The 25,611-nt window shown below is 47.4% G+C and carries 20 protein-coding genes and 3 pseudogenes; 22 read left to right on the forward strand and 1 reads right to left on the reverse strand.

The annotated features are described in order from the left end of the window. From L0M14_RS08305 to L0M14_RS08345, 10 genes and pseudogenes are all read left to right on the forward strand, one after another. Positions 1 to 399 (forward strand): DUF3397 domain-containing protein, encoded by a 399-nt coding sequence (locus L0M14_RS08305; RefSeq protein WP_235121694.1) that lies wholly within the window; start codon positions 1 to 3, stop codon positions 397 to 399. Positions 400 to 432: 33 nt separating this feature from the next. Beyond that, positions 433 to 699: a late competence development ComFB family protein gene (locus L0M14_RS08310; protein ID WP_235121695.1), complete on the forward strand. Its 267-nt coding sequence runs from the start codon at positions 433 to 435 to the stop codon at positions 697 to 699. Positions 700 to 1,057: 358 nt separating this feature from the next. Beyond that, the gene (locus L0M14_RS30950) at positions 1,058 to 1,558 is read left to right on the forward strand and encodes an ABC transporter substrate-binding protein (RefSeq protein ID WP_260115451.1); all 501 of its coding nucleotides are present in this window, start codon (positions 1,058 to 1,060) and stop codon (positions 1,556 to 1,558) included. Further along, positions 1,500 to 2,729, forward strand: coding sequence for a peptide ABC transporter substrate-binding protein (locus L0M14_RS08315; RefSeq protein ID WP_260115452.1), 1,230 nt, complete (start codon positions 1,500 to 1,502; stop codon positions 2,727 to 2,729). Before L0M14_RS30950 ends, L0M14_RS08315 begins: the two co-directional genes overlap by 59 nt. A gap of 75 nt (positions 2,730 to 2,804) precedes the next feature. Further along, entirely contained in the window at positions 2,805 to 3,737 is a 933-nt protein-coding gene (locus L0M14_RS08320; protein WP_235121696.1) for an ABC transporter permease, read from the forward strand. A 30-nt stretch (positions 3,738 to 3,767) separates the two neighbouring features. After that, on the forward strand, positions 3,768 to 4,673 hold the full coding sequence (locus L0M14_RS08325) for an ABC transporter permease (protein ID WP_235122853.1): 906 nt from the start codon (positions 3,768 to 3,770) through the stop codon (positions 4,671 to 4,673). A gap of 16 nt (positions 4,674 to 4,689) precedes the next feature. Further along, positions 4,690 to 5,724 (forward strand): ABC transporter ATP-binding protein, encoded by a 1,035-nt coding sequence (locus tag L0M14_RS08330; protein ID WP_235121697.1) that lies wholly within the window; start codon positions 4,690 to 4,692, stop codon positions 5,722 to 5,724. Beyond that, a pseudogene (locus L0M14_RS08335) lies at positions 5,717 to 6,674 on the forward strand (ABC transporter ATP-binding protein). The gene L0M14_RS08330 and the pseudogene L0M14_RS08335 overlap by 8 nt, the downstream one beginning before the upstream one ends. A gap of 123 nt (positions 6,675 to 6,797) precedes the next feature. After that, positions 6,798 to 8,432 carry a bacillithiol biosynthesis cysteine-adding enzyme BshC gene (bshC, locus tag L0M14_RS08340; RefSeq protein ID WP_235121698.1) on the forward strand — a complete coding sequence of 545 codons (1,635 nt, stop codon included), beginning with the start codon at positions 6,798 to 6,800 and terminating at the stop codon, positions 8,430 to 8,432. Positions 8,433 to 8,451: 19 nt separating this feature from the next. Next, positions 8,452 to 9,714 carry an adenosylhomocysteinase gene (locus tag L0M14_RS08345; protein ID WP_235121699.1) on the forward strand — a complete coding sequence of 421 codons (1,263 nt, stop codon included), beginning with the start codon at positions 8,452 to 8,454 and terminating at the stop codon, positions 9,712 to 9,714. 71 nt (positions 9,715 to 9,785) lie between these two features. Here L0M14_RS08345 and L0M14_RS08350 read toward each other — a convergent pair whose 3' ends face one another. Continuing rightward, complete coding sequence (locus L0M14_RS08350) at positions 9,786 to 10,202, reverse strand: hypothetical protein (protein WP_235121700.1); 417 nt, start codon at positions 10,200 to 10,202, stop codon at positions 9,786 to 9,788. Positions 10,203 to 10,335: 133 nt separating this feature from the next. Here L0M14_RS08350 and L0M14_RS08355 point away from each other — a divergent pair, with 133 nt between their 5' ends. The 12 genes and pseudogenes from L0M14_RS08355 to L0M14_RS08410 all read left to right on the forward strand — a co-directional run bounded on the left by L0M14_RS08355 (position 10,336) and on the right by L0M14_RS08410 (position 25,504). Next, entirely contained in the window at positions 10,336 to 11,457 is a 1,122-nt protein-coding gene (locus L0M14_RS08355; RefSeq protein WP_235121701.1) for a DUF4349 domain-containing protein, read from the forward strand. 138 nt (positions 11,458 to 11,595) lie between these two features. Then, on the forward strand, positions 11,596 to 12,033 hold the full coding sequence (gene mraZ, locus L0M14_RS08360) for a division/cell wall cluster transcriptional repressor MraZ (protein ID WP_235121702.1): 438 nt from the start codon (positions 11,596 to 11,598) through the stop codon (positions 12,031 to 12,033). A 50-nt stretch (positions 12,034 to 12,083) separates the two neighbouring features. Then, complete coding sequence (rsmH, locus tag L0M14_RS08365; protein ID WP_235121703.1) at positions 12,084 to 13,034, forward strand: 16S rRNA (cytosine(1402)-N(4))-methyltransferase RsmH; 951 nt, start codon at positions 12,084 to 12,086, stop codon at positions 13,032 to 13,034. A gap of 22 nt (positions 13,035 to 13,056) precedes the next feature. Further along, positions 13,057 to 13,491: a septum formation initiator family protein gene (locus L0M14_RS08370; protein WP_235121704.1), complete on the forward strand. Its 435-nt coding sequence runs from the start codon at positions 13,057 to 13,059 to the stop codon at positions 13,489 to 13,491. 18 nt (positions 13,492 to 13,509) lie between these two features. Next, positions 13,510 to 15,810, forward strand: a complete 2,301-nt coding sequence (locus tag L0M14_RS08375; protein ID WP_235121705.1) for a penicillin-binding transpeptidase domain-containing protein — start codon at positions 13,510 to 13,512, stop codon at positions 15,808 to 15,810. Between the two features lie 85 nt (positions 15,811 to 15,895). Next, positions 15,896 to 17,831: pseudogene (locus L0M14_RS08380) on the forward strand (stage V sporulation protein D). 117 nt (positions 17,832 to 17,948) lie between these two features. Further along, positions 17,949 to 19,439 (forward strand): UDP-N-acetylmuramoyl-L-alanyl-D-glutamate--2,6-diaminopimelate ligase, encoded by a 1,491-nt coding sequence (locus tag L0M14_RS08385; RefSeq protein WP_235121706.1) that lies wholly within the window; start codon positions 17,949 to 17,951, stop codon positions 19,437 to 19,439. After that, positions 19,436 to 20,839, forward strand: coding sequence for a UDP-N-acetylmuramoyl-tripeptide--D-alanyl-D-alanine ligase (locus L0M14_RS08390; protein ID WP_235121707.1), 1,404 nt, complete (start codon positions 19,436 to 19,438; stop codon positions 20,837 to 20,839). The genes L0M14_RS08385 and L0M14_RS08390 overlap by 4 nt, the downstream gene beginning before the upstream one ends. Positions 20,840 to 20,934: 95 nt before the next feature. Further along, complete coding sequence (gene mraY / locus L0M14_RS08395) at positions 20,935 to 21,870, forward strand: phospho-N-acetylmuramoyl-pentapeptide-transferase (RefSeq protein WP_235122854.1); 936 nt, start codon at positions 20,935 to 20,937, stop codon at positions 21,868 to 21,870. Positions 21,871 to 21,873: 3 nt separating this feature from the next. After that, a complete protein-coding gene (gene murD / locus L0M14_RS08400; protein WP_235121708.1) occupies positions 21,874 to 23,268 on the forward strand; it encodes a UDP-N-acetylmuramoyl-L-alanine--D-glutamate ligase in 1,395 nt (464 codons plus the stop codon). 62 nt (positions 23,269 to 23,330) lie between these two features. Further along, positions 23,331 to 24,428, forward strand: a complete 1,098-nt coding sequence (gene spoVE / locus L0M14_RS08405; protein WP_235121709.1) for a stage V sporulation protein E — start codon at positions 23,331 to 23,333, stop codon at positions 24,426 to 24,428. Positions 24,429 to 24,434: 6 nt separating this feature from the next. Further along, positions 24,435 to 25,504 (forward strand): annotated as a pseudogene (locus L0M14_RS08410) (undecaprenyldiphospho-muramoylpentapeptide beta-N-acetylglucosaminyltransferase). Positions 25,505 to 25,611: the final 107 nt, after the last annotated feature.

Below are 25,611 nucleotides of genomic sequence, written 5' to 3' on the forward strand. Positions count from 1 at the left end.
ATGAGTACTCTGACTGACGTGTTGTCGAAAATATACGCGTTATTCGCGATTGCACCGTTTTTGACGTTTGTTGTCATCTGGTTTGTCGTGTATTTTATTATGAAGGATAAGAAAAAAACAACAAGACTGACGATGGATATTACGACTTGTTTCCTTATCGGTTCCGTAGCCTTCATGTGGAATCAACTCTTTCAGACTTCCTTTGGTTTTTGGCTCATTATGCTCGTGCTGCTGATTGCATTCGGAACAATTGGAGGCTATCAAACCCGCTTAAAAGGGAAAACGGATCTGCTTAAGGTTAGTAGAGTGGTTTGGAGATTTGGATTTTTAGGGCTATCCATGCTGTACATACTGTTGTTTCTTCTGAATATAGGGAAGAACTATATATATGTAACTTAATCATGATAAAGAGAATGAAGGGAAGACGAATATATGGTTCATAATTTAATCGAGGATCTGGTTCAGCAATGCTTGAAGGAACTTCAACAGACGCAAGCTCAATTGAAGGAATGTGATGATAGACTGCTTGATGATATTATGGCTATCACGCTTAACAGGATTCCGCCCAAGTATGTGGCTTCGAATCAAGGCGAAATGTTCGTGAAAACACAATTGCGCCAAATGGTACCGGATGTATACAGAGAACTGTCCTATGCCATTGATAAGGTGCTGAGCGGGGATCGCAAAAGTGATTTTTAATAAGGTGTTTTAGGTGAGGTTGTAAATTGTTTGTAATATTTTTTTGAGAATTGTAGAAAATAACATTGAATTTCGTGTAGATTTTATTAACCAATGGTTGTATAATTAAAAACCGTGAAGCTCTTTTTTTGATTATTAATTTAACATTGGTAAATAAAGTGGTGAATCAAATTGATTTTCGCCATCATTTATTGCGTATACTCTAGTAAATTTTTTTACCAGAGATTTATGTTAGATTTGTTCGGGTAGAAATAGAGATTCACTATATTTTTGGGATAAAGGTGTAAGGTTAATGTAACAGATAATAACATATCACCTGACCATAAATAGATATACATAATTTTAAAGGAGGAGTTTTATGAAAGCGAAAAAGTGGGTTACCACAGCGGTTGCACTTAGTTTGGTAGGTAGCGTTGCTATCGGTTGTACAAAAAAAGAAGAAGCTCCGGCTGCATCCCCAGGAAGCGAAGCTGCAGGCACACCGGCTGCTAGTCAAGAATTGAAGCTGTCCGTCGTTGCAGATCCACCTGTACTAGATAGCTCCAAAGGTACAGCGGAAGCAGCGTTTACAATCATCAATGCCTTCAACGAAGGTTTGTATCGTACAGATAAAGACGGCAAGCCGGTTCCGGGTCTTGCGAAGGATTTCCCTAAAATTTCTGCTGACGGTCTGACTTACACGTTTGACCTTCGCGATAATGCTGTATGGTCGGATGGACAACCGGTTAAAGCTCAAGATTTCGTTTACTCCTTCAAAAGAACGCTGAATCCAACAACAGCAGCTCAATACAGCTTCATGGTTGCTTGGATTAAAGGGCGGCGAAGAAGTCACGAAAGCCAAGACGGATGCAGAGATTAAAGCTGCACTGGATAATCTAGGCGTAAAAGCTATTAGTGATAAGCAGCTTGAGATTACGCTGTCCAAGCCTATCGCATTCTTTACACAGCTTCTATCCTTCCCGGTATTCTTCCCGCAAAGAGAAGACTTCGTAACTTCCCAAGGCGACAAGTACGGTGCGGAAGCAACGAACGTAATCGGCGCTGGACCTTTCAAATTGACTAAGTGGGATCATGACCAGACTCTGGTGCTTGAGAAGAACGACAAGTACTGGGATGCTGCTAATGTAAAGATCACTAAAGCAACGATTAATGTTGTGAAAGATACAAACACAGGCTTGAACCTATATGAGTCGAAGGCAGTCGATTTTGCGAAAATCAACGGTGAGCAATCTCAATTGTATAAAGGAAAACCTGATCTTATTTTGAAGAAAGAGCTTACGAACTCTTACTTGCAGTTCCAAGAAAAGAAAGTTCCGGCTCTTGCTAACAAGAAGATCCGTATGGCTCTAGGAATGGCGATCGATCGTCAAGCATTCGTTGATACTGTTCTGATGGATGGTTCTATTGCTTCGAACGGTTTGATTCCTGAAGGTACTTCCGATGGAGCAGGCGGCGAATTCCGTAAAACAGCTGGCGAAACTCAATATAAATTTGATCCGGAACAAGCAAAAAAATTGCTTGCAGAAGGATTGCAAGAAGTTGGTCTGACAGAACTGCCTAAATTGAAGCTTCTTTCCGATGATACGGATGTTGCGAAAAAATCCGATGAGTTCATTCTTGCTCAATGGAAGCAAAATCTTGGCTACGAAGCAGAAGCTAACCCTGTTCCGCATAAATTACGTATCGAAAACTCTTCGAAGCATGACTTCGACATCGTTCTTTCCCTATGGGGAGCGGATTACAACGATCCGATGACATTCTTGGATATGTGGGTAACTGGCGGAGAGTTTGACGAAGGCGACTATAGCAATGCTGAATACGATAAAAACGTAAAAGCGGCTCAAACGGAAACTGATCCAGCTAAGCGCGCTCAATTCATGGTTGCTGCTGAGAAAATACTGATGGAAGATCCGGGTGTTGCTCCGATCTACTTCCGTGCTCGTCCATACGTGAAGAGAGATAGCATTCAAGGAATGTTCTTGCCGGCATACGGTACAGAGTTTGAGTTGAAATGGGCAAGTGTGAAATAAGAAGATAGGTTGAAGGGGTCGTTCGCACCTGGTGAGGATGGCCCCTTCTGAATTTTTATCCCAAGGAGGGGCAATATGTTTAAGTTTATTCTTCGCCGTCTCTTGTACGCACTTATTACGTTATGGCTGATTGCTAGCTTTACGTTCGTACTTATGAAAAACTTGCCGGGGGATCCGTTAGGCGAAGGCTCTGAAAAAATCCCGAAAGCAACAAGGGAGATGCTGCTCAAGCAATATGGCTTAGATAAACCGATGTGGGAGCAGTATGTGACATTTTTAAAAAATCTGCTTCATGGTGATCTTGGATTTTCTTTCCAATTCCCAGCTCAGACGGTTACGGATATTATTAAGCAAGCATTCCCAGCGTCGTTGGAACTTGGTGTTTACTCCATTGTTATTGCCATTGTTGTAGGTCTAACTCTGGGTGTCATCGCAGCGTTGAAGCATAACAAGCTTGGGGATTATACAGCCATGTTTATCGCTATTTTAGGCGTATCCATTCCATCTTTCGTACTTGGACCGCTGCTCTCTTATTATGTAGGGGTTAAATTGGGATGGCTTCCAGCTGCTCTATGGGATGGACCTTTAAACCGGATCATGCCTTCGGTAGCACTCGCATTTGGTACGATTGCTATTTTGGCTAGATTGATGCGTACTTCCATGCTTGATGTATTAAATCAAGATTATATTAAGACAGCTAAAGCCAAAGGTTTGTCCAGTCTTGCGGTGATCGGCAAGCATACGATTAGAAATGCGATTTTGCCGGTTGTAACCATCTTGGGACCAATTTTTGTAAACGTAATCACAGGTACGCTTGTTGTTGAGCAAGTGTTTGCAGTTCCTGGTCTTGGAAAGCATTTTGTAACTTCCGTTTATTCAAATGACTATACCATGATTTCTGGTTTGACCATTTTTTATTCGGCAATTCTGATTATCGTAATTTTGATTACCGATATTCTTTATGGTTTCATTGACCCTCGCATTCGTATTGGGAAAGGTGGGAAATAAGCCGTGGAACAAACAACCCACAAGAAAGACATCGAAGGCAGATTTGCTCCTGTTTCACTTACTGAGTTGAAAAGCGAGGCCATCGTCCGGCCGTCATTGAATTACTGGCAGGATGCATGGAGACGACTTAAGAAAAACAGACTGGCAATGGCTGGCTTAATTATACTAGTTTTACTTGTAGTGATTTCAATTCTTGCACCGTTTCTGTCGCATTATGATTACCAAACTCAGGTATTGAAGGATAAGAGCTTGAAGCCGTCCGCCGCTCACTGGATGGGAACAGATGCGTTTGGACGCGACATTTGGACGCGGGTCTGGTGGGGTACTCGAATCTCATTATTTATCGGGATAGCAGCTGCGCTCATTGACTTGGTAGTTGGTGTGCTGTACGGCGGCATTTCTGCCTATTACGGCGGTAAAATTGATGACGCTATGCAGCGAATCATTGAGATCGTTTGGTCGATTCCATTCCTTTTGATCGCGATTTTGATGATCATGGTCATTGGACCCGGTATACCTACCATCATTCTAGCTTATTCCATAACAGGCTGGGTTCCGATGGCGAGACTTGTCCGCGGGCAAATGCTGATTATGAAAGAGCAAGAGTTCGTCATGGCTTCCCGTACTTTGGGTGCAAGTCCATGGAGAATCATTCTTCGCCATCTCATTCCGAATGCGCTAGGAATCATTATCATTCAAATTACATTCGTTGTACCGAATGCAATTTTTGTTGAGGCTTTTCTGAGCTTCATTGGATTGGGTATTCGCCCGCCAATGGCTTCATTGGGTAACTTGCTGCAGGATGGGGCCAATTCTATGAGACTGTACCCATACCGACTTATTTATCCTGGTATTATATTCAGTTTGGTTTTGATGAGTTTTAACTTGCTTGGCGATGGCTTGCGCGATGCGCTTGATCCAAAGATGCGCAAGTAATAAGGGGTGAATCGTGATGAACAAGGGCGATAGATTGCTTGATGTTAAAGATCTTAAGGTTTCCTTCCGTACTTATGCGGGTGAAGTGCAAGCCGTACGCGGCGTAACCTTTCATTTAAATAAAGGCGAGGTCTTGGCGATCGTTGGTGAATCCGGCTGCGGGAAATCCGTAACCGCTCAAACCTTGATGCGTTTAATTCCTACTCCGCCTAGTTATATAAAGAGTGGTTCTATCCTATTCGAAGGTAAAACGGATATTGTTAAACTGTCTAACCGACAGATGGAGAAGATTCGTGGTTCCGAGATGGGGATGATTTTCCAGGATCCGATGACATCGTTGAATCCGACGATGAAGATTGGCGAACAAATTACAGAAGGATTGATCAAGCATCGCGGCTTGAAAAAGAAGGCGGCCGTACAGAAAGCGATTGAGCTGTTAAAGTTGGTAGGAATCAATAGTCCGGAAGGGCGGATACATCAGTATCCGCATGAGCTGTCCGGCGGTATGCGTCAGCGTGTCATGATCGCGATCGCTTTGGCTTGCTCGCCGAAGCTGCTGATTGCAGATGAACCGACTACGGCACTCGATGTGACGATTCAAGCGCAAATCATCGACTTGATGAAGTCCATTTCCGAAAAAACGGAATCTTCTATTATTGTTATCACGCATGATCTTGGTGTTGTCGCAGATATGGCGCAGCGAGTCGTGGTTATGTATGCCGGTAAAATTGTCGAACAGGGAACTGTAGATGAAATTTTCTACGACCCTCAGCATCCGTATACGTGGGGACTTCTTCGCTCTGTTCCTCGTCTGGATACAAATAGTGACGAAGAGTTGATCCCTATTCCAGGGACTCCTCCGGATTTGTTCGCTCCTCCTAAGGGGTGTGCATTTGCGGCAAGATGTCCATACGCCATGAAGGCTTGCTTGGAAGAGGATCCTGAGCACACTCCGCTTTCGGAGACGCACAGCGCGGCTTGCTGGCTTCTGCATCCAGATGCACCAAAGGTTGAGCGTCCTGTTCAGATAGGAGGTCACCAGCATGTCTAAACAACCCATTTTACAGATTCGCAATATGAAAAAGCATTTCCAGGTTGGAGGCGGCCGTGTACTAAAGGCTGTTGATAATTTCTCCATTGAAATATACCGCGGTGAAACGTTTGGTCTTGTTGGGGAGTCGGGTTGCGGGAAGTCTACAGCCGGCAGAACCATCATTAATTTGTATGATGTTACGGAAGGCGAAGTCATCTTTAACGGTGAGAATGTTCACAAGCTGAAAGGGAAAAAACTGCGGGAATTTAACCGGAATATGCAGATGGTGTTCCAAGATCCCTATGCTTCCCTTAATCCTAGAATGACAGTTGGGAATATTATTGCGGAAGGCATTGATATCCATGGTCTCTATTCGGGAACGAAGCGTAGAGAACGAGTGATTGAACTGCTAAAAGCTGTCGGCTTGAATGAAGAGCATGCCAACCGATTCCCGCATGAATTCTCCGGCGGTCAGCGTCAGCGGATCGGTATCGCGCGTGCGCTGGCAATTGAGCCGCAATTTATTATTGCCGATGAGCCGATTTCAGCATTGGACGTGTCTGTTCAAGCGCAGGTTGTTAACTTGTTCAAAAGACTACAAAAAGAGCATGGTCTTACCTATTTGTTCATTGCCCATGACCTTGCGATGGTTAAGCATATATCCGATCGGATCGGTGTCATGTATTTGGGTAATCTTAGTTGAGGTCACGACCTCCGATGATTTATATGCGAAGCCGCTCCATCCTTATACACAATCGCTGCTTTCCGCGATTCCGATTCCGGACCCGGAAGTAGAGCGAACACGTGAGCGCATTATCTTGGAAGGCGACGTTCCAAGTCCGTTGAATCCGCCGAGCGGATGCCCGTTCCGGACACGCTGTCCGCAAGCGATGCCGCAATGCGCGGCTTCGATGCCGCCTGTCAAAGAGGTTGAACCGGGTCACCTGGTAGCTTGCCATTTGTATTAAGAGTAAACTGACCGCTCCGATTGGAGCGGTTTTTCTCTGTATTAAATGTAATTGAATAAAATACAGTTTTGACTTCATCACAAGCAGGGGTGTACAATTGCATTACGGAAAGGGGATAACGGTATGCAGATGGAAGCTTTTCATTGGAAAAAAAATCAGGCGCTTGCCGAGGACTATATACAAGATTCAGGCACGGCGAATCATTTATTTCATTTTCATTATAAACGGACTGAGGATTGGTTGACCCGTGCTGCTTGGGTTACGGAACAATCCTCAGCTCTTCGTGCGGACCGGCATCAATTAGCAGCCGTGCTAACCTCTTATAACGAGAGAATCGGGAATACGCAGCAAGCGCTGCAAAAGATACAGGATTTATCGAAGTCTGAATCATTGGTTGTTGTAGGCGGTCAGCAAGCAGGTCTATTTGGAGGACCGCTGCTTGTGCTGTATAAAGCAATTACGATTATTCAATTGGCTCGCGAATGGAGCGGTAAACTGAGCCGTCCGATAGTTCCTGTCTTTTGGATCGCCGGAGAAGATCATGACTTTGATGAGGTAAATCATATCTATTCACTCACAAGCGCCCAGACCGTCGAGAAAATCAAGGTAGAACATCCGACAGGCCAACGAACCTCTATTAGTAGATTGCCTTTGAAGGAGCATGTATGGATAGCTGCGCTGCAGGCTTTAGAGGATTCGCTGATAGATACCGAATTCAAAGCGGAGCTGCTGGCTAAGTTGAAGAACGCGGCACTACCTTCCTCCACATTGTCCGATGCTTTCGCCAGATGGATGGCGTGGTTATTTGGCGAATACGGGCTTGTTCTGCTTGATGCAGATGACCCACCTCTGAGAGGTGTCGAATCAGCCATGTTCGAGCAGTTGATCGCTCGCAATGAAGCTTTAAGCGATGCACTCATGCAAGGACGGAAGCGGGTACGTGAATGCGGATATGAGCCGCAAGCAGATATTACAGAGAATGGCGCGAATCTATTTGTTTTTGAAAAAGGGGGCCGGCTGCTTCTGCAGCGGGAGGATGGACTTTTTACGGATAAAAAGAAATCAGTCTCCTATTCTCGCGAGCAGCTGCTTGATATATCGGTTACGCATCCGCAGCGGCTTAGCAATAACGTGATGACCCGGCCGCTCATGCAGGAATATCTGTTTCCTGTGCTGGCAACGGTGCTGGGTCCCGGGGAAATAGCGTATTGGGGGCTGACAGCAAGTGCCTTTGAAATGTTTGGGATGAAGCTTCCGATTGTGGCGCCGCGGTTGGAGTTTACTTTGATCGAAGGAACCGTACATAAACATATGGTCAGATACGATCTGAGCTTTGACGACGTGCTGAACCGGTTTGAAGAGAAGAAGCAGTCTTGGCTGAGCAAGCAGGATACGATGCGTCTTGGGGAAAGATTTGAAGTGGTGAAGGAAGAGTTCAAAGCGAGCTACGGACCCTTGGTAGACTCTTTGGCTGCTATTAATGCTGGTGTGAAACTGCTCGGAGAATCGAATCTGGCCAAAATTCTGAATCAGATCGAATATCTCGAACAAAAAGCTGCAGACGGCCACAAGGCGCAATTCGAATCTACACTGCGTCACCTTGACCGCATTCAGCTTACGATCAGGCCGTTAGCCAAGCCGCAGGAAAGAGTGTATAATGGTTGTGCCTATATGAATCGATACGGGAATGGTTGGTTGAAGCAATTAGTCGAAACTCCCATACCGGTAGATGGACAACATCGCATTTATTATTTGTAAAATACAGGAGGATGTTAGGATGAATTCAGTAGAGAAGAGCATTGTAACTGATATCAAGCTCGCTCCGGAAGGTCACTTGAAGATCGACTGGGTGAAGGCTCATATGCCGGTTTTAAACCGTATTCGTGAGCAATTTGAGAAGGAGCAGCCGTTCAAAGGCTTGAAAGTGACGATCTCCTTGCACTTGGAAGCGAAAACAGCTTACCTGGCCAAAGTCGTTCAAGCGGGCGGCGCCGAGGTGACAATTACAGGCAGTAATCCTCTATCTACTCAGGATGATGTCTGTGCAGCATTGGCAGAAGACGGAATCACCGTATTTGCCAAGTACAATCCAAGTCCAGAAGAATACAAATCACTTTTGATCAAATCGTTAGAGTCCAAGCCGGACCTTATTATCGACGACGGTGGAGATCTAGTGACGATTCTGCACTCCGAGCGTAAGGACCTTCTTGAGAATGTAAGAGGCGGAGCGGAAGAGACAACAACCGGCATTCTGCGTTTGAAAGCTATGGAAAAAGAAGGCGAGCTGCAATTCCCGATGCTTGCGGTGAACGACGCTTTTTGTAAATATTTGTTCGATAACCGTTATGGAACGGGTCAATCCGTTTGGGACGGCATCAACAGAACGACAAACCTAGTTGTAGCAGGAAAAACCGTTGTAGTTGTCGGTTACGGATGGTGCGGCAAAGGTGTTGCTATGCGTGCTAAAGGACTTGGTGCCAATGTCATTGTTACGGAAATAGATGCAATCAAAGCGGTTGAGGCTTACATGGACGGCTTTGCCGTTATGCCGATGGTCGAAGCTGCCAAGCAAGGCGATTTCTTCGTAACGGTTACTGGAAACCGTGATGTGATCCGCGGTGAACACTACAAAGTCATGAAAGACGGGGCTATCTTATCCAACGCAGGGCACTTTGATGTGGAAGTGAACAAACCGGAGCTGGAAGCGCAATCCGTCTCTAAGCGTACGGTACGCCGTAACATTGAAGAGTATGAATTGACAGATGGTCGTAAAATTTATGTCTTGGCGGAAGGACGCTTGGTTAACCTTGCAGCTGGTGATGGCCACCCTGCAGAAATCATGGATATGACCTTCGCGCTGCAAGCGATGTCTTTGAAATATGTGAACGAACAGTATAACAATATCGGCAGCAAAGTTGTTAACGTGCCTTACGAACTGGATGAACAGGTTGCAAGATATAAGCTTGAATCCTTGGGCACAAGCATTGATTCTTTGACGGAAGAACAAAAATCGTACTTGGATAGCTGGGCGGAGCATTAATCCGATACATAGAGCCGGAGTGGACAACGTGTCCCTCCGGCTTTCTTTTTTATCGCTTAGTTTAGAGTGTATCATTGAGGTGTACTTTCAAAGAGCTGCTTGATGAGGTCTGTAAATGCTTTGTTGTCCAAATAGTAATGTCCGTGGATGGAATTCGTAAGAAATGAGAGCTTTGATTCTTTGTGTTCATACAATGTGACGCTGTACTGAAACCCCGTGCGGCCTTCTTGATTCGGATCCGGTTGTAATTCTAGTTCGCTTACAGCGTCTATCCAGGCGTGAATCATTTTTTGATTCGTATAGCTTTTTAATTCGCCTGTTGATCCGCTCCGGATGTCAATTTGATCGACATTCTGGATGTCGCCTGGGTACAGCTGCTTTAACGTTATTGGTTGTAAAGGTTCTGAGTCTACGGTATTGCTTTTGCATCCTATTAAAAGCGTGATCATAACAACAAGAATGGCGAGAAGCATCATTGTAGATCGCATCGGCCACCTCCTTCTCCCCATATAACGGGTGTTCATCATCGAAAGTTGCTGAATTTGAAATCGTGCAACTTTTTCGATCTTTTTCCGTTTAGAGGTTGAACGACCTATTAATGGAAAAGAGGGGTTGATGAGAATGCGCATTCAAACAGAAAGAGAAACCGTCGCATTATGGTGTCACAAAGGTACTGGGTGGAAAAGAAGGATGAGCGGGTTATGCTTAACGACACTGTTGGTAGCTGCCATCTTAAGCGGCTGTGGCTCTTCAGGAGAGAACAGTACAGCAAAATCCGCGGGCGCGCCTAAAGCGGAAGCGCAATCTGCTTCGGCTGCTGCAGAACCTGCAAAGGTTACGGGGCAAAGTCAACAAATGGGGGACAGGAGTCCGTTGGCATCAGCAGAGGATAAAGCACTGGCATCGACTTCATCAGAGAGCAACACCACTACGAGTCCATCACAGACGTCTGTTGTGCCGGCCGCGCAAAATGAAGGGGAAGAAGGCTTTAACCGGAAACTGATCTATCATGCAAATCTGGTCATGCCTGTGACAGACTATGTTCAGTCAGAGACCAAGCTCAGGGATCTAGTGGCTTTAAGCGGTGGGTACATTTTACAATTCTCCGAGAATGCAGGCACTTCAGAACGAGGGGGGACATTTACGATCAAAGTTCCGGCCAAGGGTTTTGTCTCCCTATTGGACGGTCTAGAGTCCATAAGTCCCTCTCTCCAGCGGAACGTGCAAGGACAGGACGTTACAGAAGAGTATGTGGATTTGGAGTCCCGTTTAAAAGCCAAACAGATGGTGGAGACTAGGTTGCTTAGTTTCATGGAGAAAGCGTCCAAGACGGATGACTTGCTTGCGTTTTCCAACGAGCTATCGAAGGTTCAGGAGGAAATCGAGCAAATAAAAGGACGAATGCGGTATTTGGATCAAAATGTCGCTTATTCCACCATCGAGCTCCGCATGTATCAACAAACAGGCAATAAGCCGCTGCTTTCGGATCCTAATGAGTTGTCGTTAAGCGAGAGGATCGGGAAAGCGTGGTATTCCAGTTTGAATATTTTGGCGGCAGTCCTGCAAGGGATCTTAATTTTCCTAGCGGCCGCACTGCCAGTGGTTGTCATTCTAGCAGTCATTCTGCTGCCCATATGGTGGAACCGGAGACGAAAAAAACGTCAGCTTGCCAGCATAAGAAGTGAGATCAAAGAACAAAATGCCGCTAAACTGCATGAATCGGAAGAAAATGAGTCCAAGTAGAACCAAAATGATATGAAAAATATGAAAAAATTTTCAGAAATCCTGTTCTTGGAGCAGGATTTTTTGTTTGTTTGGCGAAATATTCTATAAAAGTGGTGGAAAGTGGTACAAAGTGGAGGGAAAGGGGGGCGCCATGCTATGTTCATGGGGGAATACCAACATAGCATAGACGAAAAAGGCCGAATGATCATACCGGCCAAATTTCGCGAGGCGCTCGGCGAGTCCTTTGTCATCACCCGCGGCTTGGATCAATGTTTGTTCGTGTATCCGAGAAGCGAATGGATCGTGCTGGAGCAGAAGCTCAAAGCACTTCCACTCATGAAATCGGATGCAAGAGCGTTTACAAGGTTTTTCTTTTCAGGTGCTACGGAATGTGATCTTGACAAGCAAGGCAGGGCTAACATCCCAAGTAATCTGATTGAGCATGCAAAGCTTGAAAAGGATTGTGTCGTGATTGGTGTATCCAATCGTGTTGAGATTTGGAGCAAGCAAATGTGGGAAAGCTATTCCAATGAGTCGGAGCAGTCGTTTAATGAAATTGCAGAGAAGCTCGTAGACTTTAATTTTGATCTATAAAAGAGTGTAAGCATACGATTTTTTGAGTCAACACGCTAGGAGGACAACAAGTGTTTCATCATGTGACAGTACTTAAGGAAGAGTCGGTAGAAGGATTACATATAAAACCCGATGGTATTTACGTAGATTGCACGATGGGCGGAGCGGGGCACAGCTCTCTGATTGCTTCGCAATTAGGCCCAAACGGGCTTCTGATTGCCTTCGATCAAGATGACATTGCCTTGAACAATGCCAAGACAGTCCTGGCTCCCTACTTGGATCGCGTGCAGATCGTAAAGAGTAATTTTCGGTATCTGGAGCAGGTGCTCAGAACCATTCCCCAAGCTATGAAAGACGGGCGGCCGCAAGTAGACGGAATCCTCTTCGATCTTGGCGTATCATCTCCTCAATTGGATGAAGCAGAACGTGGCTTTAGCTATCATCAAGACGCTGAACTGGATATGAGGATGGATCGAACGAGTGAGCTCACCGCGAAGGTGATCATCAACGAGTGGCCGGAAGAACGCATAGCAAAGATTCTGTTTGAGTATGGTGAAGAGAAATTCTCCCGCCGCATTGCTGCAGGCATTGCCAAAGCAAGAGCTGACCACACCATCGAAACAACCGGTGAACTTGTTGAATTAATCAAAGAGGGCATCCCTGCAGCCGCTAGAAGGACCGGCGGACATCCGGCGAAAAGGAGCTTTCAAGCGCTTCGCATTGCCGTGAATGACGAGTTAGGAGCCTTCGAAGATGCGCTCGAGCAATCCATTCGCTGCTTGGCACCGCAAGGGAGAGTAGCAGTCATTACCTTTCACTCACTGGAAGATCGAATTTGCAAGCAAACCTTTCATAAATACATTGAAAAATGCACGTGTCCGCCTGACTTCCCGCTATGCGTTTGCGGAAACAAAGGCATTGTAAAGCTGGTCAATCGTAAGCCGATTGTGCCCGGGGATCAAGAACTGGAACATAATCAGCGAGCAAGATCCGCCAAGTTAAGAATAGCAGAGAAACTATAAATATAAAGGGGGAACATGATAGATGCCTTCCTATATTCAAGGGAATTTAGCCCTGGACCAAAAACGCCCACGTCAAGAGACTAAAGTGAAGATGAAGGAAACGACAAAAATCGTGTACCGCAGCAAATCTTTGCCCGTACAGGAGAAAATGTTGTATCTATTTACGGTTGTGCTTTGTGTGATTGTTGCCGGAGTCATTGTATGGCGTTACGCGGCGATTTACCAAATGAATGCAAGCATTCTTCAGATGCAAAAGCAGGTTCGCCAGATTGAAGCGGAAAACAGTGCTTTAAAGCAGCAGTCCGAGGCGCTGCAAAGTCCTGACCGTTTAAAGAAGGAAGCAGAGCGTCTCGGGTTGAAACCTCAAGAGGAGTGGATGAAATCACATACGGCGACCGCTGCTGCAAAGCCAAAAACATCCACGGATAAGAAGACGAAAGTAGCCTTTAATCCTTAACAGGGCAGGAGTTTGATCATGACTAAAAAAATTAAAATGCGCTCATTACTGATCGGAGGGTTCTTCACCCTTCTTTTTGTTGTGCTTATCGCAAAGGTCTATTGGATTCAAGTAGTAGAAGCGTCTTGGTTGACAAGCAAGGCGAAAGAATTGTGGGAGGAAGATAAAGTTCTTGCTCCCGTCAGAGGTTCGATCCTGGACAGGAACGATAAGGTGCTCGCCGTAGACGCGACCGCGTACACCGTTTCTTTGAATCCTGAAATTATTAATTCCTATCATGATTTAGAAGACATAACGCAAGGACTTGCTGATATTTTAAAAGATTCCGATGAAACAAGAGACGAGCTAGAAGCCAAAATCCGAGAAAAAGGCACCAAAAAGCGGAATGACGGCACATTTTTAGTCAACGTTGAGATTAAAAACGAAGGCTGGAAGATCAGCAAGGACAAGGCCGATCAGGTCAAGGAATTAATCGCCTCTATACAGAATAAGTTGGATGTGAAATCCAAGGAAAATATAGGGATTTATATTTCTGAAGATAAGAAAAGGTACTATCCCGGTGAAACTCTCGCCTCGCACATACTTGGTTATACCAACAAAGAAGGCAAAGCTGCTTTAGGATTGGAACTCTCCATGGATGATATTCTTAAAGGTGTGCCGGGGATGATGAATTATGAGACAGACGCCAAAGGGGTAGAGCTGCCTGATGCCAAAGTTACCTATAAACCGGCGGAGGACGGCAAGAATGTAAGGCTAACGATTGACAAGAACATCCAATATTACATCGAAAGCGCGCTTGCAAAAGTCAATGAGGAATGGCATCCAAAAAGCTTGACGGCTATTGCTGTCGATCCTCATACCATGGAAATTCTTGGTATGGCCAATGTCCCTACGTTTAATCCGAATTCATACTGGACCATCGACAATCAGGAGGATTTTAAGAATAATGCCGTAGCTTCACGTTATGAGCCGGGCTCGACCTTTAAAATTGTCACTTTAGCGGCTACTGTTCAAGAAGGATTGTTCAAACCGGAGGACAAATACCAATCCGGGGCTATTCGGGTAGAGGATCGAGAGCTTCATGACCATAACCGTGTCGGATGGGGCAAAATCACCTATCTCGAAGGCTTAAAACGTTCCAGTAACGTTGCATTTGTTAAGTTGGGCTATGAGATGCTCGGTGAGGATAAACTTAGAAGCTATATTAACAAGTTCGGCTTTGATGAGAAAACGAATATCGATATGCCTGGAGAAGTGTCAGGCTTAATTGATATGAAATACCCTACCGAGTATGCGACGGCTACGTATGGACAAGGTAAAGTAGTGGTAACGGCTATTCAACAGACCGCAGCATATGGAGCGATTGCCAACGGCGGCATGATGATGTGGCCCCACATTGTTAAAGATATCTTGGATCCGAAGACAAACCAGGTTATTCAATCCTTTGAGCCCAAAGAAGTGCGTCAGGTAGTAACACCGCAAACGGCCAAACAGGTTGGAGAATACTTGGAGCAGGTCGTATCAGATCAGAATATCGGTACAGGTAAGCTGGCTTATATTGACGGGTACCGGGTAGCCGGTAAAACAGGTACAGCGAACGTAGTCCTACCTGGAGATCGGACTTATGCTACGGATCAATGGCTCGTATCCTTCATCGGTTATGCTCCGGTGGAAGATCCGAAGATCTTGCTCACCTTAATTGCAGACCAACCGGACCTCGGCGGCAACTACCACTTGGGCGGACAAGTATTGGGACCTGCTTTCAAAGATATCGTCACACAGTCCTTGCAATATATGGGGGTGGCTTCGAATAAGCAACCAAAGGTGGAGACCAAACAAGCGAACACATTGACTATGCCTGATTTGGTCGAATCGACCCTCCAATCTGCGCAGGATAAAGCGAAGGAATTGAACTTGAAGCTTGATGTATTTGGCAGCGGAAATCAAGTGATCGAACAATTTCCGAAGGCTGGAACTGAAATCACGACCGCCCAACGAATCTATGTGTCTGTGCAGCCTTATGATGAACTGCCGGTTCCTAACTTTAAAGGGAGATCACTGCGTGATGCGCTGGAGGCCTGTTCGTTCCTAAGACTCGATTGTCAAACGACTGGTGAAGGTTACGTTGTCGATCAGAGCGTATCCGGTGAAGGGGACTCCCGATCCGTGACCCTACAGCTGCAGCCGCTCAGTGAAACAGCAGCCGCTTCCCCGACTCCGACTCCGTCTAATGCAGCAAAAGCAAAAACGAACGCAAAAGACAACAGCAGTAAATCGGATTCGGCCTCTAAAGAGAAGAGTGCCAAGCCTGCTGAGTAGAGAAGGCTTGTTCTAACCCCTGTTTGTCCCGAATAGTCTTGATATGAAACGATCTTGACTTGTTGGGAAAGGGGAGCGAACGCACATGCGTGTATCAAACGTTACCGTTCGTCGCAGATTGTTCACTGCGCTTATTATTGGAACATTCATTTTCTTTGCGCTCATCCTGCGTCTTGCCTATGTTCAATTATGGATAGGACCGGATCTCGCGGAGAAAGCCGAGAACAGCTGGAGAAGGGACATTCCTTTTGCCCCGAAGCGAGGGGAAATTATGGACCGAAACGGCGTAACGCTTACCTATAATGTGAGCACACCATCGGTCATGGCCATACCCGTACAGCTGCAAGATGCGAGAGCAGAAGCTGCCAAATTGGCAGAGGTACTTCAAGGCAACGAAGACGAAATTTACAAGCAAATGACCAAACGGACAAGAATTAACGAGATTAAACCGACTGGTCGTAAAATTACCGTTGAAAAGGCGCAGGAAATTCGTAATTTGAAGCTGCCTGGCATCGTGGTAGCTGAAGATAACAAAAGATTTTATCCTTACGGATCGCTCGCAGCTCACATTCTTGGCTTTACCAATTCTTACAATGAAGGCTTGACGGGAGTGGAAGCCAAGTACGATAAGTACTTAAACGGCATTCCAGGAAGTATTTCTTATATGGCTGATGCGGCGGGCAGACAGCTGAAAGGGACAACCGATGAGTATGTGAAGCCCAAGGACGGCTTGAATATGCAGCTTACGATCGATAGCCATCTTCAATCTATCCTCGAGAGAGAACTGGATCAAACGATGGTACAGTATCAGGCTCAAAATGTTCTGGCTATCATGATGGACCCGAACAATGGCGAAATCTTGGCCATGGGCAGCAGACCCACCTATGAGCCGGGTAACTACAAAAATTACGCTTCAGAGACATATAATCGCAATCTGCCGATTTGGAAAACGTACGAACCAGGTTCTACGTTCAAAATCATTACATTGGCAGCGGCGCTAGAAGAGAAAAAGGTAGATTTAAAGAACGAGCAATTTTTTGACCCTGGATTCATTGAGGTAGGAGGAGCAAGACTCCGCTGCTGGAAACGGGGGGGACACGGGAGCGAGACATTCCTGCAAGTCGTCGAGAATTCCTGTAACCCTGGCTTCGTTGTCATGGGACAGCGCTTAGGTAAAGGAAACTTTATTTGATTACATATCCAAGTTCGGCTTTGGTAAGAAAACAGGGATTGATCTTGGAGGGGAAGAGAACGGTATCATGTTTAAGCCTTCTCAGGTAGGTCCAGTAGAGCTGGCGACTACCGCCTTCGGTCAAGGTGTCTCGGTAACACCGATTCAACAAGTCACAGCAGTGTCAGCAGCCATCAACGGAGGAAAGCTGTTCAAGCCGCATGTGGCCAAATCCTTCTCGAATCCGGAGACAGGTGAGGTTGTAGATGTTGTTGAACCGGAGCTTGTGAGAAATGTCATTTCCGAGAGTACCTCGAAGCAAGTCAGGGAAGCGCTTGAGAGTGTCGTCGCCAAAGGAACCGGGCGTAATGCATTTATTGACGGATACCGTGTAGGCGGTAAAACAGGAACAGCGCAAAAGGTCGTGAACGGGCGCTATTCACCGGATGAGCATATCGTTTCCTTTATCGGGTTCGCTCCTGCTGATAATCCGAAAATCGTTGTTTACGCAGCTGTTGATGATCCGAAGGGGATTCAGTTTGGGGGACTCATTGCAGCACCTCTCGTAAAAAACATCATGGCGGATGCGCTTCGATACATGAAGGTGGAGCCGAGCAAGGATCAGCTGGAAAGAGATTATCGATATGGTGAAACACCGATTGTAGAAGTACCTAATTTGATTGGAGCTACCGTGGAGGATCTCTACGAGGATTTAAATATGAACTTTAAACTAGCTAAGTCCGGTAATGGCAAATACGTCATGAGTCAAGCGCCGAAGCCTGGTGCTAGGGTGGAGCAGGGCTCTACCATTCGGATATTCTTGTCCGACAGCGAGCCGCCGCAGCAATAAAATGTTCACTTTTTCTGAAAAAAGATGCAGGCGGAGACATGTTTTGCTTTTCCCGGCGCATAAAATTGTCCATAATAGAAAAGATTGCATGTTTCTAAGGAACGGGAGGGTTAGCCAGTGAATTTGAAAGAGCTTGCTTCCGCACTGCTCATTGCTCATATACATGGAGATGCAGAGAGGGAGATTACCGGCATGGAAGCCGACTCCCGTAAAGTAAACCCGGGTGATGTATTCTTTTGTATACCCGGATTAATTGCAGACGGTCACGATTTCGCCCCCAAAGCTGTAGAGCTGGGGGCAGCTGCGCTTGTCACAGAACGAGTACTGGATCTATCTGTTCCGCAGATTGTCGTCAAGGATGCACGATACGCGATGGCAGCTTTGTCCGCCCATTTTTATCGCTATGCAAGCAAATCCATGAAAGTAATCGGGATTACGGGCACAAACGGCAAGACGACTTCGACTTATCTAATTGAAAAGATATTAAGTGATCAAGGCTTCACAACTGGACTGATGGGGAATATCCACATTAAAGTCGGTGATGAATATGTTGAAAATAAGTCGACGAATACGCAGGAAGCTGTGGAGCTGCAACGGATTCTCCGCAAGATGGCAGATTGCAAAACGGATTATTGCGTCATGGAGGTCACCTCCAACGGTCTGGATATGGGGCGGGTGAAGGGAGTTCATTTCCGCACCGGTATTTTTACGAATTTGACACAGGATCATTTGGACTATCATAAAACGATGGACAATTACCGGGCTGCAAAGGGGCTGCTGTTTTCTAGACTGGGCAACAGCTTCAGTGCCAATCCCGATGAACGCCAATTTGCCGTATTGAACGGGGATGACCCGGCGTCCGATTATTTCAAAAGCATAACGGCTGCACAAGTAATAACTTATGGCATTGACACTCCGTGTGATGTCCGCGCAGAACAAATTAGAGTGACATCGCAGGGTACGGAGTTCAAGTTGGTTTCATTTGTTGGAGAAGCCTGGTTCCGAATGAAGTTGGTCGGCAAGTTCAATGTATACAATGCTTTAGGGGCGATTGCCTCAACTTTGGCCGAAGGCGTCGCACTCGAACAAATTCGGAATAGTTTAGAAGGTGTGGCTGTTGTAGAAGGGCGAATGGAGCCTGTGAGTGAAGGGCAGGATTATCTCGTCCTTGTCGATTATGCGCATACGCCTGATGGACTTGAGAATGCTTTATCTACGATTAAAGAATTCGCAGAGGGAAGGATCATCACTGTGTTTGGATGTGGCGGGGATCGGGATCGTACGAAGAGACCGCTGATGGGCAAAGTGACTGCAGCCTACAGCGATTACTTATTCGTAACCTCGGATAATCCCCGAACTGAGGATCCAGATGCTATTCTGCAGGATATTGTTCCAGGTCTTGAAGAAGCTGGGGTTCCGCAAAATAAATATGAACTGATCGTAGATCGTAAGGCCGCCATTCAAAAGGCTATTGAACTGGCAGGCCCGGGCGATGTAGTATTGATAGCAGGAAAAGGCCACGAAACGTATCAGGATATCATGGGAGTCAAGCATGATTTTGACGATCGTTTGGTGGCTAAGGCTGCGATAAGGGGAAGAAGCCGATGATAAGCCGTTCACTTGCCGAAATATATGAAATGCTTGGAGCGCAGGCTGTGTCGGAAGCGACGAATATACAGCCGGGCGTTCGAATCCATGGGGTTTCCACGGATACCAGGTCCATTGAGCCGGGAACCTTGTTCGTACCGTTAGTCGGGGAACGATTCGATGGACACGCGTATGCGGCAGAAGCCTATGAAAGAGGAGCAGCTGCAGCGATCTGGCAGCACGACCGGCCGCACCCGCCGGAAGGGATGCCTATCATTCGCGTCAAAGACACGCTGACCGCTTTGCAAAAGCTGGCCAACGCCTATCGGAGACAGCTCCCCGTGCGCATTGTCGGGATTACTGGCAGCAACGGCAAAACCACAACGAAGGATTTGGTCGCTGCCGTTCTTGGCAGTACTTATAACGTTCATAAGACTAAGGGGAATTTCAACAATCATATCGGACTCCCGCTAACCCTGCTGCAATTAGGGGAAGAGACCGAATTTGCCGTCGTAGAGATGGGAATGAGCGGACGCGGTGAGATTGAGCTGCTCTCCAAGCTCGCCGAGCCTGAAGCTGCAATCATCACGATGATCGGTGAATCGCATCTGCTTCAGCTTGGGTCCAGAGAAGAGATCGCCAGGGCTAAAGTTGAAATCATCTCAGGAATGCCGGAAGGGGCGCTGTTCATTTATAACGCCGATGAGCCTCTGATCGAGATGGCTATACAGGAGGCCTCGCTTCCGCAGGGCCTGCGCTGTGTCCGCTTCGGCCGTAGCGCCGACGCGGAGCTGCAGCCTACCGGCATCCGCATGGAGGCGGATGGCGCTTACTTCCGGATGAACCGTCCGGAGTATCCGGAGCTGTTCATCCCGCTGCTGGGCGAGCACAACGTCATCAACGCGCTCGCCGCTGTTGCCGTCGGCGAAGCCTTCGGCGTTTCGCCGAGTGCCGTTGCAGCGGGACTTGCGTCGCTGCAAATGACAAGCATGCGCATCGAAAAGCTGACCGGAGCCACGGGGCTCACGGTGCTTAACGATGCGTACAATGCCAGCCCGGCCTCGATGCGGGCTGCCTTGCAGCTGACCGAACAGCTGAGCGGGTTCGGCCGCAAGTATGTCGTGCTCGGCGATATGCTGGAGCTGGGCGAGCACGAAGAGCACTACCACCGCGAGATCGGCAGGCTGCTCGCGCCGGAACGAATTGACGGCGTGTTCACCTTCGGCCGTCTGGGCAGCCTGATCGCGGAGGAAGCCGCCAAGGCGTATCCGTCCGGCGCCGTCCGCGCTTACGATGATAAGGAGCAGTTGTCCGCAGAGCTTGCCGTGCTAGCTAATCCTGAGGATCTCGTGCTGGTCAAAGGCTCGAGAGGCATGCGGCTGGAGCAGGTCGTGAACCGGCTTTTAGCAGAATCACCGTAACAAACAAGCATATCGCTTGCCTATAGAGGATATCTACCATTATGGTGTCGAGCGAGCAGGAGGAACCGAAATTGGAAAACGCAATATTATTGACGATGGGCGTAGCCTTTGTGCTGGCCCTCATCATGGGACCGCTCTTTATTCCGATCCTGCGGCGCATGAAATTCGGCCAACAGATCCGGACAGACGGTCCGCAAGGTCATCTGAAAAAACAAGGTACCCCAACCATGGGTGGCACCATTATTTTGCTCGCATTGGCGCTGGCTTCGCTGCGCTTTGCGGACAAAACGGTGGATCTGCTGATTCTGCTGATCGCTTCACTTGGCTATGGACTTGTCGGGTTCCTGGACGACTATATTAAAATCATTTTCAAACGATCACTTGGTTTGACAGCGAAGCAAAAGCTGTTTGGTCAGCTGCTGATTTCAGCGATCGTATGCTTTTTGCTTGTCAAAGAAGGTCACAGCACGGAATTATTTATCCCATTTATCGATTTTAAGTTTAATCTGGGATGGCTGTATTTTCCGCTTATGACCATTCTCATGCTGGGCGCATCCAATGCCGTTAACTTTACAGACGGGCTTGATGGCTTGCTGGCAGGTACAAGCGCTATTGCGTTTGGCGCCTATACGGTCATTGCGATGAGCAATACGCAGCCGGAAGCGGCTATCTTTTCAGCGGCAATGGTAGGAGCTGTGCTTGGCTTTCTGGTCTTCAATGCGCATCCTGCCAAAGTGTTCATGGGGGACACAGGGTCGCTTGGTATCGGCGGAGGACTTGTGGCTGTAGCCATTCTGACCAAAGCTGAGCTCCTGCTGGCCATCATAGGCGGTGTATTTCTTGTGGAAATTCTTTCTGTTGTCATCCAGGTCGTCTCCTTCAAGACTAGGAAGAAGCGTGTATTCAAAATGGCGCCGATTCACCACCATTTTGAACTGGTTGGCTGGTCGGAATGGCGTGTCGTTATCACATTCTGGGCTGTCGGTTTAGTGCTTGCCGCGCTTGGATTATATATGAATGAGGTGTTATAGAGAATGAGACATCCGCGTGACTATCGTGGACTAGAAGTGGTTATTCTGGGCTTGGCTCGCAGCGGAGTTGCTGCGGCTAAGCTTTTTCATCAGATGGGAGCCATCGTCCAGGTCAATGATAAGAAGGATCGATTTGCATGCCCTGAAGCCGACGAATTGGAGGCTCTGGGTATTTCTGTTGTATGCGGGCATCATCCGGACACACTGGTTCATCCTGGAGTGGCCCTCGTTGTCAAGAACCCGGGCATCCCTTATTCGGTAGGGCCGATTCAGAAAGCCGAGGAGCTGGGCATTGAAGTCGTTACAGAAGTAGAGGTTGCTTACCATTTCAGCCACGCTCCTATTATCGGTATTACCGGGTCCAATGGAAAAACGACGACAACAACATTAATCGGCCTTATGCTGGCTGAGGGAGGGTTATCTCCTGTTGTAGCGGGAAATATTGGCCGCGCTTTAACAGAGGCAGCGCCTGAAGTCACGGAGTCCGACTGGCTCGTTGTGGAGCTGAGTAGCTTCCAGCTGAAGGGCACAAGTGCGTTCAGACCCCGAATCGCCTTATTATTGAACCTGTACGAAACCCATTTAGATTATCACGGCACAATGGAGGATTATATCCACTCGAAGGCGAAGCTGTTTGCGAATCAGACGGAGGATGATACGGCGATCTTGAATTGGGATGATGCGGTTTGCAGGGAGCTGCTGCCATCGCTGCGCGCGAAGCTGCTGCCTTTTTCCATGAAAGAAACGCTTCCTCACGGTGTCTATTTGAACGCGGAAAACGATGCGCTGGTCTATGCAGACGGACTAGGACATGTGCATACGATTATGCATGCTAAGGAAATGGGGATTCCCGGAAGCTACAACATTGAAAATGCGCTGGCAGCTGCAGCGGCGGCTATAACGGCAGGCGTGAAGCTGGATTCGATTGCGGCCGTATTAAAGCAATTTCGAGGTGTTGAGCATCGTCTGGAATTCGTGCGCGAGCTTCATGGTGTGACTTATTATAATAATTCAAAAGCTACAAATCCTGCCGCATCGGTGAAATCTATTGAAGCCTTCGAGCAGGGCATTGTGCTCATTGCTGGAGGCCTGGACCGCGGTTCGGATTATATGGAGCTGCTTCCAACGTTCCGTGAACGGATCAAAGGTGTTGTCACCCTAGGGCAAACGCGTGAGAAAATCAACCGTGTAGCTGAATTGGCGGGGATTAGCAAGGTGAAAACCGTCGATACTGCTAAGGATGCGGCGGACGCTGTATCACAAGCGGTGCGGCTTGCTGCGGAGTTAAGCGAGCCCGGCGACATCGTGTTGCTATCGCCTGCCTGCGCAAGTTGGGATATGTTCCCATCTTATGAGGACAGGGGACGCATGTTTAAGGAGTCCGTGCATAACCTTTAAGTAGGGCCTATCCACCTGCGCAAACGGGATAAGCCCACTACAACGCGTAAGAGGTGTTTGTGATGGGTAAAGCACGGTCCGCTCCGGACATATGGATTATCGTTCCTACCTTGTTGTTATTGACAATCGGCGTTATTATGGTGTACAGTGCCAGTGCGGTTCTTGCTTTACGGGAATTTGGCGATTCGTTTTATTATTTGAAGCGGCAGCTGCTCTTTGCCGTGCTAGGGATCGTCGCGATGTTTTTCACGATGAACGTGGATTATCCCATTTGGAAAAAATATGCCAAGGTCGCTCTTCTTGTTTGCTTCGGTATGCTTGTTATCGTATTGATACCCGGTATCGGGGTTGTACGTGGCGGGGCGCGAAGTTGGCTGGGGATCGGAGCATTCGGGATACAGCCATCGGAATTTATGAAAATCGGGATGATCCTTTTCTTGTCCAAAATGCTGTCGGATCAGCAGTCGCAAATTACGCAATTTACAAAAGGGCTGCTGCCTCCACTTGGTATTATGGGGCTAGCATTTGGCTTCATCATGCTGCAGCCTGACCTTGGAACCGGGGTCGTGCTGGTCGGTGCCTCCTTGCTGATTATTTTCACATCTGGCGCTAGGATTCTGCACTTGTCCTATTTAGCCATGGTTGGTGTAGCTGGATTCGTTGGTCTGATTATTGCAGCTCCTTACCGCTTGCAGCGGATTACCGCATTCCTTGACCCCTGGAAGGATCCGCTCGGAGCGGGCTATCAATCGATTCAATCGCTATATGCGATTGGTCCCGGAGGCTTAGTTGGTCTAGGGCTAGGCATGAGCAGACAGAAATACAGCTATTTACCGGAGCCTCAAACGGATTTTATTTTTTCCATTATTTCTGAAGAGCTTGGTTTTATCGGAGGTTCGTTGGTTCTACTGCTCTTTACCATCCTAGTTTGGAGAGGAATGAGAGCGGCCATCACAGCGCCGGATTCATTCGCGAGCTTGATTGCGGTAGGTATCATCGGCATGATTGCCGTACAAGTTATCATCAACATCGGGGTTGTCATCGGCATGTTCCCGGTAACAGGTATTACTCTGCCGCTAATAAGCGCAGGAGGTTCATCACTTACGCTCATGCTGACTTCCATCGGCATTCTGCTTAACATATCCCGCTATTCGAGGTGATCTAGCATGAAAACGATCGTCTTTACCGGAGGAGGTTCTGCCGGCCATGTTACCCCTAACCTAGCGCTGATCAGCAAGCTGAAGCGCATGGGGTGGGATATCCGATATATCGGCTCGGCCGCTGGGATCGAGAAGGATATTATTGAAAAGGAAGGCATTCCTTTTTATCCGATCTCCTCTGGAAAGCTTCGCAGATATTTTGATCTTAAAAATATAAAAGATCCATTCAAAGTCTTAAAAGGCGTGTACCAGTCGTATAGACTGCTGCGCCAACTGAAGCCCGCCATCGTCTTTTCGAAGGGCGGGTTCGTTTCCGTACCGGTCGTTTTTGGCAGCCGAATGAACCGAATTCCCGTCATCATCCATGAATCGGATATGACGCCTGGGCTTGCCAACAAGTTGTCGATCCCTTTTGCCGACAAAGTGTGTGTCACATTCCCGGAATCCATGAAGCATGTTCAAGCGGATAAGGCTGTGCTGACCGGACTTCCGATTCGCGATCAAATATCAGGCGGTAAGGCTTCAAAAGCCCTGCAGCTTTGTGATTTTCATAAGCAAAAGCCGGTCGTGCTTGTTATGGGCGGGAGCTTAGGCTCGCAAGCGATTAACCAAGCTGTGCGCAGCGAACTTGACACATTGCTCGAGCGCTTCCAAATCGTTCATATTTGCGGCAAAGGCCATGTAGATAACGCTCTTGTTGGTAAGAGGGGTTATCGCCAGTTTGAATACATTACCGAGGAGCTTCCGGATATTATGGCGATGGCGGATCTGGTGGTGTCCCGCGCAGGCGCTACCTCGATTTATGAATTTCTGATGCTTGGAAAGCCGATGCTCTTGATTCCGCTTACTTTGCAAGCCAGCAGGGGGATCAGTTGCTTAATGCGGATTCCTTCCAGAAAGCGGGCTATGCTGACGTCCTGTTCGAAGAACAGCTGACGGCGACAACGCTGGCGGAACGAGTTACCGCTCTTTACGAACAGCGTGAAACCTATATGGAAGCCATGAAGTCACGTAAGGAAGCAAACGCGGTTGACATGATTGTCCACTTAATCGAATCCAGCAGCTCGCGTACATAACTTTGATGAATATGGATAGGCAATTGTCACACTCTCTTTCGATTTTACATAAACTACACTATAACCGTGACAGAAACCCAAAGGCATTATACGCGGTGTTTCACCGA

The sequence above is a fragment of the Paenibacillus hexagrammi genome (genome assembly GCF_021513275.1).
Classification (GTDB): Bacteria; Bacillota; Bacilli; order Paenibacillales; family NBRC-103111; genus Paenibacillus_E; species Paenibacillus_E hexagrammi.

What these genes read in the sequence shown, in the direction of transcription:
- L0M14_RS08305 (WP_235121694.1), top strand. Translation starts at nt 1, where the DNA reads ATGAGTACTCTGACTGACGTGTTGTCGAAAATATACGCGTTATTCGCG.
- L0M14_RS08310 (WP_235121695.1), top strand. Translation starts at nt 433, where the DNA reads ATGGTTCATAATTTAATCGAGGATCTGGTTCAGCAATGCTTGAAGGAA.
- L0M14_RS30950 (WP_260115451.1), top strand. Translation starts at nt 1,058, where the DNA reads ATGAAAGCGAAAAAGTGGGTTACCACAGCGGTTGCACTTAGTTTGGTA.
- L0M14_RS08320 (WP_235121696.1), top strand. Translation starts at nt 2,805, where the DNA reads ATGTTTAAGTTTATTCTTCGCCGTCTCTTGTACGCACTTATTACGTTA.
- L0M14_RS08330 (WP_235121697.1), top strand. Translation starts at nt 4,690, where the DNA reads ATGAACAAGGGCGATAGATTGCTTGATGTTAAAGATCTTAAGGTTTCC.
- bshC (WP_235121698.1), top strand. Translation starts at nt 6,798, where the DNA reads ATGCAGATGGAAGCTTTTCATTGGAAAAAAAATCAGGCGCTTGCCGAG.
- L0M14_RS08345 (WP_235121699.1), top strand. Translation starts at nt 8,452, where the DNA reads ATGAATTCAGTAGAGAAGAGCATTGTAACTGATATCAAGCTCGCTCCG.
- L0M14_RS08350 (WP_235121700.1), bottom strand. Translation starts at nt 10,202, where the DNA reads ATGCGATCTACAATGATGCTTCTCGCCATTCTTGTTGTTATGATCACG.
- L0M14_RS08355 (WP_235121701.1), top strand. Translation starts at nt 10,336, where the DNA reads ATGCGCATTCAAACAGAAAGAGAAACCGTCGCATTATGGTGTCACAAA.
- mraZ (WP_235121702.1), top strand. Translation starts at nt 11,596, where the DNA reads ATGTTCATGGGGGAATACCAACATAGCATAGACGAAAAAGGCCGAATG.
- L0M14_RS08370 (WP_235121704.1), top strand. Translation starts at nt 13,057, where the DNA reads ATGCCTTCCTATATTCAAGGGAATTTAGCCCTGGACCAAAAACGCCCA.
- L0M14_RS08375 (WP_235121705.1), top strand. Translation starts at nt 13,510, where the DNA reads ATGACTAAAAAAATTAAAATGCGCTCATTACTGATCGGAGGGTTCTTC.
- L0M14_RS08390 (WP_235121707.1), top strand. Translation starts at nt 19,436, where the DNA reads ATGATAAGCCGTTCACTTGCCGAAATATATGAAATGCTTGGAGCGCAG.
- mraY (WP_235122854.1), top strand. Translation starts at nt 20,935, where the DNA reads ATGGGCGTAGCCTTTGTGCTGGCCCTCATCATGGGACCGCTCTTTATT.
- murD (WP_235121708.1), top strand. Translation starts at nt 21,874, where the DNA reads ATGAGACATCCGCGTGACTATCGTGGACTAGAAGTGGTTATTCTGGGC.
- spoVE (WP_235121709.1), top strand. Translation starts at nt 23,331, where the DNA reads ATGGGTAAAGCACGGTCCGCTCCGGACATATGGATTATCGTTCCTACC.